The 12,887-nt window shown below is 64.0% G+C and carries 14 protein-coding genes; 6 read left to right on the top strand and 8 right to left on the bottom strand.

Annotation, left to right across the window (positions count from 1 at the left end):
* Positions 1-65: 65 nt before the first annotated feature.
* Entirely contained in the window at positions 66-620 is a 555-nt protein-coding gene (locus ACZ0BA_RS02900; protein WP_463449853.1) for a sugar O-acetyltransferase, read from the top strand.
* Between the two features lie 12 nt (positions 621-632).
* On the opposite strand, the gene ACZ0BA_RS02895 is transcribed toward ACZ0BA_RS02900, so the two are convergent.
* Both ACZ0BA_RS02895 and ACZ0BA_RS02890 read right to left on the bottom strand, forming a co-directional pair.
* On the bottom strand, positions 633-2,267 hold the full coding sequence (locus ACZ0BA_RS02895; RefSeq protein ID WP_463449852.1) for an ATP-binding domain-containing protein: 1,635 nt from the start codon (positions 2,265-2,267) through the stop codon (positions 633-635).
* A gap of 86 nt (positions 2,268-2,353) precedes the next feature.
* On the bottom strand, positions 2,354-3,565 hold the full coding sequence (locus ACZ0BA_RS02890) for an MFS transporter (protein WP_463449851.1): 1,212 nt from the start codon (positions 3,563-3,565) through the stop codon (positions 2,354-2,356).
* Positions 3,566-3,760: 195 nt separating this feature from the next.
* Here ACZ0BA_RS02890 and ACZ0BA_RS02885 point away from each other — a divergent pair, with 195 nt between their 5' ends.
* The 3 genes from ACZ0BA_RS02885 to ACZ0BA_RS02875 all read left to right on the top strand — a co-directional run bounded on the left by ACZ0BA_RS02885 (position 3,761) and on the right by ACZ0BA_RS02875 (position 5,405).
* Positions 3,761-3,970, top strand: a complete 210-nt coding sequence (locus tag ACZ0BA_RS02885) for a DUF3820 family protein (RefSeq protein WP_315214762.1) — start codon at positions 3,761-3,763, stop codon at positions 3,968-3,970.
* An 89-nt stretch (positions 3,971-4,059) separates the two neighbouring features.
* Positions 4,060-5,088, top strand: a complete 1,029-nt coding sequence (locus ACZ0BA_RS02880) for a M4 family metallopeptidase (RefSeq protein WP_463449850.1) — start codon at positions 4,060-4,062, stop codon at positions 5,086-5,088.
* Between the two features lie 17 nt (positions 5,089-5,105).
* Positions 5,106-5,405 carry a protealysin inhibitor emfourin gene (locus ACZ0BA_RS02875; protein WP_463449849.1) on the top strand — a complete coding sequence of 100 codons (300 nt, stop codon included), beginning with the start codon at positions 5,106-5,108 and terminating at the stop codon, positions 5,403-5,405.
* Here ACZ0BA_RS02875 and ACZ0BA_RS02870 read toward each other — a convergent pair.
* The 6 genes from ACZ0BA_RS02870 to ACZ0BA_RS02845 form a co-directional block, all read right to left on the bottom strand.
* The gene (locus ACZ0BA_RS02870; RefSeq protein WP_463449848.1) at positions 5,402-5,791 is read right to left on the bottom strand and encodes a PPC domain-containing DNA-binding protein; all 390 of its coding nucleotides are present in this window, start codon (positions 5,789-5,791) and stop codon (positions 5,402-5,404) included. The genes ACZ0BA_RS02875 and ACZ0BA_RS02870 overlap by 4 nt on opposite strands.
* A complete protein-coding gene (locus tag ACZ0BA_RS02865) occupies positions 5,791-6,156 on the bottom strand; it encodes a glutaredoxin (RefSeq protein ID WP_463449847.1) in 366 nt (121 codons plus the stop codon). The genes ACZ0BA_RS02870 and ACZ0BA_RS02865 overlap by 1 nt, the downstream gene beginning before the upstream one ends.
* Positions 6,157-6,292: 136 nt before the next feature.
* A complete protein-coding gene (locus tag ACZ0BA_RS02860; RefSeq protein ID WP_463449846.1) occupies positions 6,293-6,874 on the bottom strand; it encodes a BPSL1445 family SYLF domain-containing lipoprotein in 582 nt (193 codons plus the stop codon).
* A 124-nt stretch (positions 6,875-6,998) separates the two neighbouring features.
* Positions 6,999-9,167, bottom strand: a complete 2,169-nt coding sequence (locus ACZ0BA_RS02855; RefSeq protein ID WP_463449845.1) for a putative bifunctional diguanylate cyclase/phosphodiesterase — start codon at positions 9,165-9,167, stop codon at positions 6,999-7,001.
* On the bottom strand, positions 9,160-10,161 hold the full coding sequence (locus ACZ0BA_RS02850; protein WP_463449844.1) for an EAL and HDOD domain-containing protein: 1,002 nt from the start codon (positions 10,159-10,161) through the stop codon (positions 9,160-9,162). The genes ACZ0BA_RS02855 and ACZ0BA_RS02850 overlap by 8 nt, the downstream gene beginning before the upstream one ends.
* 114 nt (positions 10,162-10,275) lie before the next feature.
* Complete coding sequence (locus ACZ0BA_RS02845) at positions 10,276-11,208, bottom strand: LysR family transcriptional regulator (RefSeq protein ID WP_463449843.1); 933 nt, start codon at positions 11,206-11,208, stop codon at positions 10,276-10,278.
* A 172-nt stretch (positions 11,209-11,380) separates the two neighbouring features.
* On the opposite strand from ACZ0BA_RS02845, the gene ACZ0BA_RS02840 reads away from it, so the two are divergent.
* Positions 11,381-12,082 (top strand): pirin family protein, encoded by a 702-nt coding sequence (locus tag ACZ0BA_RS02840; RefSeq protein ID WP_463449842.1) that lies wholly within the window; start codon positions 11,381-11,383, stop codon positions 12,080-12,082.
* Between the two features lie 126 nt (positions 12,083-12,208).
* A complete protein-coding gene (ribA, locus tag ACZ0BA_RS02835) occupies positions 12,209-12,862 on the top strand; it encodes a GTP cyclohydrolase II (RefSeq protein WP_463449841.1) in 654 nt (217 codons plus the stop codon).
* The last annotated feature ends 25 nt before the right edge of the window (positions 12,863-12,887 follow it).

Here is a 12,887-nt window from a genome sequence, read left to right as displayed (position 1 = left end):
ATAAGCGTATCTTCACCATCCACGTTCGTGCACGTTCATGCACGTTTATACATGAAGAGGTTTTAATGGAACAGACTCAGAAACAGAAAATGCTCGCGGGCGACTTCTACACGGCCGCCGATGACGAGATTCAGGCCGATCAGGCCGCCGCGCGCGACTGGATGGAACGCTACAATCGCAGCGTCGGCTTGACGCCCGGGGAGCACCGTCAACTGCTGGCAGAACGTCTTGGCGGTGTTGGCGAAGGCGTGGTCATCCGCCCTCCGTTCCATGTCGACTACGGCTACAACATCAAGGTCGGCAACGGCGTGTTTCTCAATTTTAATTGCGTGATTCTGGACGTGGTGCAAGTCGAGATCGGCGACATGACGCAGATCGGCCCGGGCGTGCAGATCCTCACCGCCGACCATCCGCGCGATCCCGCAGTGCGGGCACAAGGGCTGGAATTCGGACGGCCGATCCGCATCGGCCGCAATGTGTGGATCGGTGCGGGGGCGCTGATCATGCCTGGCGTAACCATCGGCGACGATGCGCTGATCGGCGCCGGCAGCGTCGTCACGCGCGACGTGGCGCCGGGCGACACGGTGATGGGCAATCCGGCGCGTCCCCGTTCCGCTTGAGCCCGGGGAGTATCACATCCTGTCGAGCAGCTGCTGCTCGGCGCGCTCGCTGAGCACCAGCACCAGCTTCAGCCGCGCGCGCGTCATGCCCACGAACAGCTTGCGCAGCACGCGCTCGTCGATCTCGGCGAAGTCGATTTCGGTGAAAATCACGGCCGGCGCCGACTGGCCCTTGAAGCGGTAGACCGACTCGGCCAGCAAGCCCCCTTCCCGGTACTCCGGGTTGCCGAACAGATCGTACGCGCCCGTGAACGACTTCAGCGTATGGGCGTCGCTCAGCTTGTCCAGGTTGAGGATAGCCGACTTTTCGCGTCCGCGAAACGAGGCGATGGCGATATCCTGACGCGCGAAACCTGCGCCCAGGCACAATGTCACGGCCTTGCGGGTTTGCGCCAGCATGGCTTCGGTATCGCCTTCCGGGTACATCAACTCCTCGATATCGGCGCCCTTGAACGGGCTGCCCGCCTCCACCGGCGAAGTGGTCGCGCCGATCGAGGCCAGCATGTCGACGATCTGGCGCGGGCTGCGGTAGTTGGTATTCGAATGCAGCGTGACCCAGCCCGGCAGCGGGACCATCGCGCGGCCGTACAGGTTCTGGTTCGGGTCCTCGAGCCAGATCGCGCGGCCGTCGTCCTTGAGCATGCGCAACAGGATGTCGCGCCAGGCCGGCGAAAAATCCTGGCCTTCGTCGACGATCACCACATCGTAGCGCCACTCGGCGGGCAGCGGCGAGGCGGTCATCCTGGCTTCGATCTCTTCCCACACGCCGGGGGCGCCGTACTCGGGCACCTGGTCCTGCGCGCGCATGAAGGCGTCGCTGAGCATGTGGAAACTGGCGACCTTGCCACCGGGCGGGACGAGGCGTTCGATATGGTCGGCCAGCGGCCGGTTGTAGCACACGTACAGCGGCGACAGCCCGGCATCGATGGCGGCGGCGTATTCGGCCAGCGCCAGCTGGGTCTTGCCGCTGCCGGCGGTGCCCACCACGTGCAGACGGAACGGCGCAAAGTCCAGCCGCCGCGCCCAGGTCGCCAGGCCGCCCGACAGCCGCGCCACCATCTGGGCGGCGTTGCCGATCATCGAACTGGGATCGGGGCGCAGGCTCAGCATATTGCCGAGGAAGCGCGTGACCTTGTCGAATTGATCGTCGGGCTTGGGATCGGTGATCGGCAGGATTTCGCGTATCACTTGCGCCAGCCGGTCCTTGCTGGTGGCGTCGATGATGTGGCGCGGATCGATGCCCGCCAACTGCGGATTGCGCACGATGTAGTCCGGGCAGTACAGCAGGTAGTCGATGGACAGCTCGCTGCCGAAGCGTTCGGTCAAACCCTTGATCGAACGCATGATATGGTTGGCCACCTTGCGCGGCTTGCCCTCGTAGCTGCGGACCAGGCCGTCGGCCGTCTCGTTGAGGAAGCCGGATTTCTGCTCGATCAGCAACATCCGCCCGTTGGGCGCGACGACAATGAAATCGATCTCGCCAAAGGCCGAGAAGCCGTTCTCGACGTTGGTCCAGTGGACGCCGTGATAAATGCGGTAGTGAGCGTTGGCGAGGGTCGATTCGAGATAGGTCAGCGTCTCGATCTCGCGGGCGGCGGTGCCGGTGACGGCCATCTCTTGCCAGCCGGTAGGATGAAGATGGGCCATGAAATAAGGGCGGATCTGCCGTCAATGAAAAAAAACATTGTAAAGCAGATCCGGTGTCTGGTCCGCCCTGGAGTGTCGGCAGGGAATTAGTGGCTGGCGACGCGGACGCGCCTGGCTTGGCCGGCCGCATCCTGGCGCGGATCGAGCCGGTCAAGGCGACCGCTGAGTGCCGTCAGTCCAAAGGCGCCCAACACCACCAGGGCGCCGATCCAGCCGGTGTGCACCAGGCCGGCACGCTCGACGATCACACCGCCGCCCCACGCGCCCGCCGCGATGCCCAGATTGAAGGCGGCAATGTTCAGGCCCGAGGCGACATCCACGGCCTGCGGTGTGAAATGCTCCGCCTGCTGGACAACGTACACCTGCAAACCGGCAACGTTACCGAACGCGAAGGCGCCCCATACCAACACCGTCGCCAGCATCAGCCATTTGAACGGTGCCGCGAACGTGACCACCAGCAGCACGACGGCCAGACCCAGGAAAATGAGCTTGAGCGCGGCGATGGGACCGCGCGCGTCGGCCAGCTTGCCGCCCCAGATATTGCCGACCGCGACCGAGACGCCGTAGACCAGCATCACCAGCCCGACCGCGCCGGCGCTGAAACCGGAGACCTCCTGCAGTATCGGCGCCAGATAGGTGAACGCGGTGAAGGTGCCGCCATAGCCGACTGCGGTCATCGCGTACACCAGCAGCAGACGCGGCTCGCCGAGCACCTTGACCTGTTGCAGCAGCGAGGCTGGCTTGCTGTGCTGGATGGTCGACGGTACGAACAGCAGGCTGCCGATGAAGGCCATCACACCCAGCGCCGAGACGGCAAGGAAGGTCTCGCGCCAGCCGAAATGCTGGCCGATGAAGGTGCCCAGCGGCACACCGGTGACCAGCGCCACGGTCAGGCCGGTGAACATGATGGCGATCGCGCTGGCCGCCTTTTCCTTGGGCACCAGCGAGGTGGCGATGGTCGAGCCGATCGAGAAGAACACGCCGTGCGCCAGGCCGGTCAGGATGCGGGCGATCACCAGCGATTCGTAGCCCGGCGCTTTCCAGGCCAATAGATTGCCGGCAGTGAACAACACCATCAACGATACCAGCAGCGTCTTGCGCGGCAGTTTGCCGGTGAGCGCGGTGAGCACGGGCGCGCCGACCGCGACGCCCAGCGCGTACAGACTGACCAGCAGGCCGGCCGACGGCAGGTTCACGCCCAGATCGGCGGCAATGGTCGGCAAAAGACCGACGATGACAAATTCGGTGGTGCCGATGGCGAACGCGCTGATGGTCAGCGCCAGCAAGGCAAGTGGCATGGCTTTACTCCTGATAAGTGAATGTCATGCATTATCCAGACTCCCGCTGCTGAGAAAAAGGCACAAAAAAGCAGAAGATATTTGCCTCTGGCGCAAATATGGGTCAGTTAGGCATCAGCTCGTGTCCGAATGTCAGACTTGACCCCGTGGGGTGATTTATCATGGCGGGCTGCCGACTTGCTTATCCGTTACGTTATGAATTCAGAAAAACTCGCGCTGTTGCTGACGCGCGAAATGCCTTACGGTAAATATAAGGGGCGCAAGATCGCCGACTTGCCCGGTCATTATCTCGGCTGGTTCGCGCGCGAGGGCTTTCCCTCCGGCGAATTGGGGGCGCTGATCGCGTTGATGTACGAGCTCGACCACAACGATTTGCGCGCCCTGCTCGATCCGCTGCGGCGGTGAAATCGGGTACTTCACAGTTCGCAATAGCTGACATCGGACAATCTGGATTCCGTGTATAAAGTCACTTATCGCTAACAGAGGAGATCACCATGGCGCACCACCCGTACCGCTGTACCTGCTTCATCATTTCGTCCAAAATGCTGCGCCTGCTGGCGGACGAGACGAGCGACGAACACGAACGCTGCCGGCTGCTGGACCAGGCCGAGCTGTCTGCACATTTGCGCGGCCAGCGCTCGGTCGCCATACCGACCACGGCACTCGGCATCACCGCCACCGGCGAAAAACGCCGCACCGTCTACGACGCCAACAACAAGAGCACGCTGCCCGGCAAGCTGGTGCGCGGCGAAGGTTCCAAGGCCGGCGACGACGTCGCGGTCAACCAGGCCTACGACGGCGCCGGCACCACCTACGATTTTCTGTTCGAGGTGTTGAAGCGCAATTCGATCGACGGCAAGGGCGTGCGGCTGGACTCGACCGTCCACTATCAGAAGAATTTCAACAACGCCTTCTGGAACGGCCAACAGATGGTCTACGGTGACGGCGACGGCAAACTGTTTCTCGGCTTTACCGGCGCCATCGACGTCATCGCCCACGAACTGACCCATGGCCTGACACAAAACGCCGTGCCCGGCGGCCTGGTCTACGAGGACCAGAGCGGCGCGCTCAACGAATCCATCTCCGACGTGTTCGGCAGCATGGTCAAGCAGTGGAAGCTCAAGCAGAGCAGCGCGCAGGCGGACTGGCTGATCGGCGCCGGCATCATGGCCCCCACCGTCGGCAAAGCGCTGCGCTCGATGGCCGATCCGGGCAACAAGGAACTTACCTGGTCAGGCGATGACCAACCCAGGACGATGGCCGGCTATATCGAGGACGGCGACGTCCACACCAACTCCGGCATTCCCAACCACGCCTTTTACGCGGCCTGCATCGCGCTCAAGGGCAATTCGTGGGACAAGGCCGGGCCGATCTGGTACAAGTCGCTGGCGTTGCTGACCTCCGACGCCACGTTTGCCGACATGGCCAAGGCGACGATGCAGTCGGCCGAGCTGCTGTATGGCGCCGATTCGAAGGAACAACATGCGGTGCAGGCCGCGTGGAAACTGGTCGGCGTGATTTGAAAGGAAGCACGATGCGGATGACATTGCGATGTACGGGCGGCTTTGCCGGACCGGCCGGGGCGCAAACGCGCACCATCGATCTGGCGCAGCTGCCGCATGAGCAGGCCGAGCAAATGCAGCAGCTGGTGATGGCTTGCGACTTTTTCGCCTTGCCGGAAAAGCTGGTCAAGAGCGAGCCGAAGTCCTGGGACTTCCAGTACGACCTGGAGGTCGATCAGGGCCAGCAGGCCCACACCGTGCGCTACCACCTGGACGCGGCGTCGGAACAGTTGCGGGCCTTGACCGAGAAGATCAACGACGAGGTCGATCCGGACTAGTCGATTTTCAATTCGGGATAGCCGGTCAGCGGATCGTGCTCGCGCGCGAAGCGGCGGTCCGGCAGCAAGGCCAGCAACAGCTCGGCCGTGGTGCGCACCACGCAGCCGGGGCCGACATGGCCGCCGACCACCTGCCCGTGCGGGTCGGACACCGACATGTGCAGGTGGGCGCCGTCCGGCGCGATCGAGCCGGCCAGGGTCAGGATTTCGAGGTCGCCGTGGAGCGCGGTCGCTTGCGGCTGTCCGGCGTAGCGTAGTTGCGCCACGCGCAGGCTGCCGATGCCTTGCAGTACGAACCCGGCCGTGTGACCGCTGGCCAGCAAGGCGCCGACCACTGCGGCGCGCACGTCGTCGCCGGGCTGCAACCGCAGCGGCAAGGTCAGCATCAAGCCACCATGGTCGCAAACTCGCCGCTTTTGATGAGCCGTTGCAGATCGGTGGCGCCGCCGATCAGTACGCCTTTGACGAAGATCATCGGGAAGGTCGGCCACCCGGTCCACATCTTCAACGCCGTGCGCGGGCGCCATTCGGAAAAGTAGTTGCCGTAGCTGAGGTATTTATAAGGGGTGCCGTTGGCGTCGAGGATTTGACGGGCTTTGCGCGGGAAGGGATTGAGTCCCATGCCAACCACCACGACAGTGTTGGCGGCGATGGCGGCCTGGACTTCGGCGACGAGGTCGCGGCGGTAGTCGCTGATACGCTCGCGGATGGCGGGATGAATGTGGGCTTCGTCCAGGATGTTACGGCTCATCGTGTTCCTCGTGATCATGAAAACCGCAAGCGTAGCCGCAACCGGCGCGAAGAGCCAGCCTTTTCGCAAGGGGCCGGTGGCGCGGCCATGCATGCGTTACCGACGCCGCATACATGGCCTCGACGTCCCGTCAGCCCTACAGCGCCAGCTTGGTGACCTTGGTGCCTTCCAGGTTCAGGTTGGCCATCAGCCCGGCGTTGGTCAACACCAGCGCCTGCACCGGGCCGGTCGCCGTGGCGGTGTCGATTTCGCCGTTGGCGCCGACCTTGAGCAGCGCCACCGAACCATCCACACCCGCCGTCCAGCCTTTGCCGGCGCGGAATTTATCCAGCGCTTCCCGGGTCATAAACAACAGCACCACCGCCTTCGACTGCGCGCCGGCCTGGAAGCCGACCGACACCGAGGTCAGACTGTAATAGTCGGCCGTCTGCCCGCCCGTGCGCAGCACGCCGCGACCATACTCGCCGCCCACGACCAGCCCCGCCGCCAGCACGCGCGGGAACACCAGTACGCCATTGGCCTTGCGCACCAGCTCGCGCGAACCCTTGACCTCCTTGTACAGCCGCTCCAGGGTGTCGTAGGAGCCGCGCTCGATTTCCGTCTTGACGGCGGCCGGATCGGACTTGGCGTCGGTGGTGGTGGTGGTGCATCCGCCCAGCGCCAGACCGGCGAAGGCGACGGCGGCCGTGGCGCGCATCAGAAAAGTACGTTTTTGCATAGAAGTCTCCTGTAGAAAATCGAGTGCGCCTGCTTGCCAAAATAGCAGTCCGATTTTGGCACCTTTATTAAAAACGTGCCAACTTCCCGTGTATCTGGTGCGCTACAGCGGTCTACACGCTTTTCTAGCCGCGTGTGCCGAAGGCCAATCGTTTGCCTTCGCGCAACATGGCAGCGAATTCCACCGCCGGCACCGGCTGGCTGAACAGGTAGCCCTGCAGCTGGTCGCAGCCCAGCTCGCGCAGGAAACTCATCTGCTCGACCGTCTCTACGCCCTCGGCGACGATTTCCTGGCGCAGTTGCTGCGCCATCGTCACGATCGCGCGCGCGATGGCGCAATCGTTTTCTTCATACGGCAAGCCGACCACGAACGAGCGGTCGATCTTCAAGGTGCTGATGGGGAATTTCTTCAGGTAGGCCAGGCTCGAATAACCGGTGCCGAAGTCGTCCAGCGCCAGCGACATGCCCATCGCCACCAGCTCGTTCATAATGGCGATGACGTTGTCGGTGCCGCGCACCAGCAGGCTCTCGGTGATTTCCAGATTGATCTGGTCCGGCTGCACGCCGTGGCGCTCCAGCACCGCGGCGATGCGCTGCGGCAGCTGGCTGTCGAACTGCCGCGCCGACAGGTTGACCGCCACCGGCGGCATGATCAGGTTGTCCTCGCGCCAGTCGCGGATCTGGCGGCAGGCCTGCTCCAGCACCCACGTGCCGAGGTCCAGTATCAGCCCGCTCTCCTCGGCCACCGGAATGAACACGCCCGGCGACACCAGCCCGCGCACCGGATGGCGCCAGCGCAGCAGCGCCTCGGCGCCGGCGATGCGTCCGCTGCGCAGACTGACCTTCGGCTGGTAGTACAGCAACAGCTCGTCGTTGACGAGCGCCTGGCGCAGCTCGCTCTCCAGCCGCAAATGCTCCTTGGCGCGCCGGTTCATCTCCTCGCTGTAGAACAGGAAACCGGCCTCGATATTTTGCGCCGCCTTGTTCATGGCGACGTCGGCGTAGCGGATCAAGGTCGGCACGTCGGTGGCGTCCTCGGTGTAGACGGTGATGCCGATATGGGCGCCCACCTGCAGGCTGTGGGCGGCCACCTGGATCGGCGAGGCCAGCGCGGCCAGCAGCTTTTGCGCGACGGTGGCGGCGTGTTCGCGTTTTTCGATGTGCAGCAGCGCCACAGCGAACTTGTGGCCGTCGAGCCGCGCCAGCACGTCCGCCTCGCGCAGCACGGCGCGGAACACGCGGCCGATCTCGCACAGCAGCTCGTTGCCGATGTCGCTACCGAGCGTGTCGCTGATGGCGCCGACGCGGGTGATCTCCACCACCAGCATGGCGCCGTGCTCCTGCGAACGGCGGTTCTCGGTCAGCGCCTGGCCGACCAGCTGCGTCAGCAGGCACAGATTGGGCAGGCCGGTCAGCGCATCGTAATTGGCCATGCGCTGCATGCGCGCCTGCGCGTCCTTGTGCTCGCTAATGTCGGAAAACAGCGAGAACGTGTGGCTGATCCTGCCGCGCCCGTCGCGCACCACGCTGATCGTCACCGATTGCGGGAACAGCTCGCCGTTCTTGCGTTTGCCGATGATCTCGCCGCGCCACGGACCGGCGCCCTGCATCGCCGCGCGCACTTTGGCGCGGAACTCGGCGTCGTGCACACCCGAGCGCAGCAGGTCCGGCGTCTTGCCGATCGACTCTTCCGGCGTATAGCCGGTGATGCGGGTGAAAGCGGAATTGATCGAGACGATGCGCTCGTTGCCGTCGGTGATCAGCACGCCCTGGTCGCTGTCTTCAATAATGCGCGCGTGCAGGTTGATCTTGTCGGCCGCCGTCAGCGCCTCGCCCACGCGCGCCAGCCGCACCAGCATGCCGACCGCTTCGCCGCTGTCGTCGTGGCGCAGAAAGATGTGCATCTTGACGCAGATGACCTCGCCGTTCTTCTTGCGGCGCCGCACCTCGGCGGTGGCGCCCGCCTCGCCGCCGGGTTCGGCGCCGTTCTCGAAACCCAGTTCGGCGATGTTGCCGTCGTCATCATCGGCGTACAGGAACAGCACGTGCTGGCCCAGCGCCTCGTCGGCCGCGTAGCCGAACATTTGCGACGCGCCGGGACTCCAGGCCGTCAGGTAGCCGGTCAGGTCCAGTTCGAGCACCGCGTGGTCATCGGCGTCGACCGACGGCGCCATGGCCGCGCGCGCTTCGGCCAGCGCGGCGTCGAGGCTGGCCAGCGTGAGCGCCAGCGCCTCGCCCTGCTCGCCGCGGGCCCGCTGACTTAGCGCCAGACAGCGCTCGATCGCGTCAAGCATGGGGTTTCCCCGCCTTGCCGGACGCCACCGTCTGCATCCACAGATACGCCTCGGCGGCGACCTGGTTGAAACCGTCCGTGTCCAGTTGCAGCGCGTGCAGCCGTTCGGCCAGCGCGGCGTGATCGTTGCGCTCGGCCGCCTCCACCACGCCGAGCAGGTCGCCCAGACCGCCCTCGTGCGCCAGCAACGCCTGCTGCACGGCCTCGCTCATCGTCAACGGCTTGAGCACCTCCTCCAACGACAGCCCGAACAGCACGCCCAGCAACGAGAACATGCCCACCATGAAGGCTTGCTCCTGCTGCGCCTTGCCCAGGCCCGCGTCCCGCGCCAGCAATTCCATCGCCCGCGCCCGCACTGCCACCCGCGCCAGCAGCATCGGCGAGCGCTGGTCGCTCTCGCGCGACGAGAACAACATCAGGTTGAGCCAGCGACGCAGTTGCGAGCGGCCCAGTATCAGGATCGCCTGCGAAAAACTGGTGACGCGGCGGCCCGTGCCCATGCCCAGGGAGTTGACCAGCCGCAGCAAATGATAGGACAAGGTCGGATCCTGGCGCAGCAACGCTTCGATCTCGTGGGTGTCGGCGTCGGCCGAGACCAGTTGCACCAGTCGCAACGCCAGCGCGCGCGAGGCGACCTGGCTGCCCACCGGCTTGGACGGCGGCGCCAGGAACCATTCGCCCTCGACCCAGGCGACGCCGGGCGGCAAGGTGTCCGCCAGCCTGGCGTCGGCACGGTGCAGCTTTTCGGCCGGCAGCGGCTTCCAGCCGGCCTGGTCGAGCAACAGGCCGAGCTCGTCGCTCAGGCCGGCGCGGTAGAAGCAGTTCATGCTGCCGCCCGCCACCTGGCTCAGCACGGCGACGATGGCGTCCGGCAGCACCGGCGGCTGGTCGGGCTGCTCAAGCACGCCGGCGTCGAACAGCAGCGCGCCGGGGTGACCGTTGCGGTCGGCGAGCGGGTGCAGGAAAACAGGCGGGATGGCAATCAGCGCGGTCATAAATGATTCAGTAACAACAGTCAGTTATGCTGCTATGGTACTCCGAAACAGTTGGCCTCGGTCAACATTGTGACTTCGGGGTGCCGCTTTCGGCCGCCGCTTTCCTGTTCTGCGTCAAACCGATTGCGAATGATGGGGCAAATGGCGCAACAGGCGCTCGAACAAACCCGGCTCGCGCATGCGGGCGATCCACCAATTCAGCGCGGCGCCGTGCTCGCCGCTGCGCCAGGCCAGGTAGAAGGTTTCGGCCGGTTTCGGCTCCTCGACCTGTTTTTCCACCAGCAGGCCGGCGTCGATGGCGGCGCGCGCGCAGGGCTCCGGCAGGAAGCCGAAACCGGTCCCGGCCAGCTGGAACTGCAGTTTGGTCTTCATGTCCGGCACCGTCAAGGTGTCCTGCCCCAGCAGCAGGCCGACCGTGCGCGGCGCCAGTTGGCGCGCCGAATCGGCGACGCTGACGGCCCGGTATTGCTGCAGATGGCTACGGTCGAGCCTGCCGGATATGGCCGCCAGCGGATGCGACGGCGCCACCGCAAAGACGAACTCGACCTTGCCAATCGGCTCGGAGACATAGCCGCCACCCGCCGGACCGTCGCCGGCCACGCCCACCAGCAGGTCGGCGCGGCGGTCCAGCAACGCCTCCCAGGCGCCGGACAGCGTTTCCTTCACCACCCGCAGCCGGGTTTGCTGCGCGACCTCGTAGAAGGCGTTGATGTCTTCCAGGAACATGCACGGCGAGAACATCGAATCCATGCCCACCGCCAGTTCGGTCTCCCAGCCGGACGCCACCCGCCGCACGCGGTGCTCCAGATCCTGCGCCGCCTTGAGCAGGTAACGCCCCTCCTTCAGCAGCTCGACACCGGCCGCCGTCAGCACCACGCGCGGGCCGTTGCGCTCGAACACCTGGACACCCAGGTCGTCCTCCAGTTTGCCGACGGTATAAGAGATGGTCGACGGCACGCGGTGCAACTCCTTGCCGGCGGCAGAGAACGATCCGCGCCGGTCGATGGCATCGACGATTTGCAGCGCTTCGAGGCTTAATCTGAGCATTCGATTTTTTCGATAGTAGAGGGGTAAATTTTCCGTTTTTTAATCCGGAAGCCGAGGTCTATACTGTGATTCATGGATGCGGCGATAGTGAAAGAAAGGCGAATCAGCCATCAAAATTATCGCACATCAGCTGAACACAACCTTGAAAACAATCGAAGAAACGGAGCTCATCATGTTGCAAATTCGTAAAAGTGAAGATCGCGGTCTGGCAAATCACGGCTGGTTGAACTCGCACCACAGTTTCTCGTTCGGCAGCTACCACGATCCGAAACACGTCGGTTTCGGCCCGCTGCTGGTGATCAACGAAGACCGCGTGGAAGCCGGCCAGGGCTTCGGCACCCACGGCCACCGCGACATGGAGATCATCTCCTACGTGCTGAGCGGCGCGCTGGAGCATAAAGACAGCATGGGTACGGGCTCGGTGCTGCACTACGGCGACGTCCAGCGCATGAGCGCCGGCACCGGCGTGCGTCACAGCGAGTTCAACGGTTCGCAGAAAGACCAGGTGCATTTCCTGCAGATCTGGATCCAGCCCAGCCAGGCCGGCATCCCTCCGAGCTACGAGGAAAAGCACTTCACGCCGGAGAGCAAGCAAGGCCAGCTGCGCCTGATCGCTTCGAACGACGGCCGCGAAGGCTCGGTGCTGGTGCATCAGGATGCTTCGATCTACGCGACCATCATGGCCGCCGGCGACAAGCTGAAACACGAGCTGGGCAACGGCCGCACCGCCTACGTCCACGTGATCCGGGGCGACGTGACCGTCAACGGCACCGCCCTCAAAGGCGGCGACGCGCTGAAGATCACCGAGGAAAACCTGGTCACGCTGGACCAGGCGACCGACGCCGAGGTGCTGGTGTTCGATCTGCCAAACTGAGCCGAGAGGCTGGCCTAAAATAAATTTTCGCCAGGTTTGGTATGATGAAGGGCGCGCCGGGTCTGTTCGAACAGCCCGGCGCGCCTTGTTTACTTATTACATCATCAATATTTGAAGAGCATAGCTATGTTGCAGAGCGCGGAAATACCGGCAAAAGACGAATTGGACTATATGACTTCGTGCGCCCTGCCGACGCCCTGGGCACAGTTCACCCTGCACGCGTTTGTCGAAAAAGCCACCGGCAAGGAACATCTGGCCATGGTGCTGGGCGATATCGGTGATGGCGAGCCGGTGCTGGCGCGCGTGCACTCCGAGTGCCTGACCGGCGACGTGCTGTTCTCGCAACGCTGTGATTGCGGCGCCCAGCTGGAAGGCGCGCTCAAGAAGATTGCCGCCGAAGGCCGTGGCGTGCTGCTGTACCTGCGCCAGGAAGGCCGCGGTATCGGCCTGATCAACAAAATCCGCGCCTATCGCCTGCAAGAGGCCGGCGCCGACACGGTCCAGGCCAACGAACAACTCGGCTTCAAACCGGATCAGCGCACCTATGGGCTGGTCAAGCCGATGCTGGCGCAATTCGACGTTAAAAGCTTGCGCCTGATGACCAATAATCCGCGTAAGATTGATGCCATGACCAAGCTTGGCATCGAGGTGGCCGAGCGCGTGCCGCTGCTCGTCAACCGCAATGCGTTCAATCAGCACTATCTGAACACCAAAGCCGCCAAGCTGGGCCACATGATGACGCCTCTGACACCCGCCGCCGTGGAAGATGGCGCGCTCTGAGGTTGACGATAGAATAAGTCTAAGG

Source organism: Duganella sp. AC917 (assembly GCF_979258245.1).
The sequence above is the reverse complement of the archived record's forward strand: the minus strand, read 5'-3'. Positions and strand labels throughout refer to the sequence as shown.

Coding starts and splice junctions, on each gene's coding strand:
- ACZ0BA_RS02900 (WP_463449853.1), top strand. CDS start 66: ATGGAACAGACTCAGAAACAGAAAATGCTCGCGGGCGACTTCTACACG.
- ACZ0BA_RS02895 (WP_463449852.1), bottom strand. CDS start 2,267: ATGGCCCATCTTCATCCTACCGGCTGGCAAGAGATGGCCGTCACCGGC.
- ACZ0BA_RS02890 (WP_463449851.1), bottom strand. CDS start 3,565: ATGCCACTTGCCTTGCTGGCGCTGACCATCAGCGCGTTCGCCATCGGC.
- ACZ0BA_RS02885 (WP_315214762.1), top strand. CDS start 3,761: ATGAATTCAGAAAAACTCGCGCTGTTGCTGACGCGCGAAATGCCTTAC.
- ACZ0BA_RS02880 (WP_463449850.1), top strand. CDS start 4,060: ATGGCGCACCACCCGTACCGCTGTACCTGCTTCATCATTTCGTCCAAA.
- ACZ0BA_RS02875 (WP_463449849.1), top strand. CDS start 5,106: ATGACATTGCGATGTACGGGCGGCTTTGCCGGACCGGCCGGGGCGCAA.
- ACZ0BA_RS02870 (WP_463449848.1), bottom strand. CDS start 5,791: ATGCTGACCTTGCCGCTGCGGTTGCAGCCCGGCGACGACGTGCGCGCC.
- ACZ0BA_RS02865 (WP_463449847.1), bottom strand. CDS start 6,156: ATGAGCCGTAACATCCTGGACGAAGCCCACATTCATCCCGCCATCCGC.
- ACZ0BA_RS02860 (WP_463449846.1), bottom strand. CDS start 6,874: ATGCAAAAACGTACTTTTCTGATGCGCGCCACGGCCGCCGTCGCCTTC.
- ACZ0BA_RS02855 (WP_463449845.1), bottom strand. CDS start 9,167: ATGCTTGACGCGATCGAGCGCTGTCTGGCGCTAAGTCAGCGGGCCCGC.
- ACZ0BA_RS02850 (WP_463449844.1), bottom strand. CDS start 10,161: ATGACCGCGCTGATTGCCATCCCGCCTGTTTTCCTGCACCCGCTCGCC.
- ACZ0BA_RS02845 (WP_463449843.1), bottom strand. CDS start 11,208: ATGCTCAGATTAAGCCTCGAAGCGCTGCAAATCGTCGATGCCATCGAC.
- ACZ0BA_RS02840 (WP_463449842.1), top strand. CDS start 11,381: ATGTTGCAAATTCGTAAAAGTGAAGATCGCGGTCTGGCAAATCACGGC.
- ribA (WP_463449841.1), top strand. CDS start 12,209: ATGTTGCAGAGCGCGGAAATACCGGCAAAAGACGAATTGGACTATATG.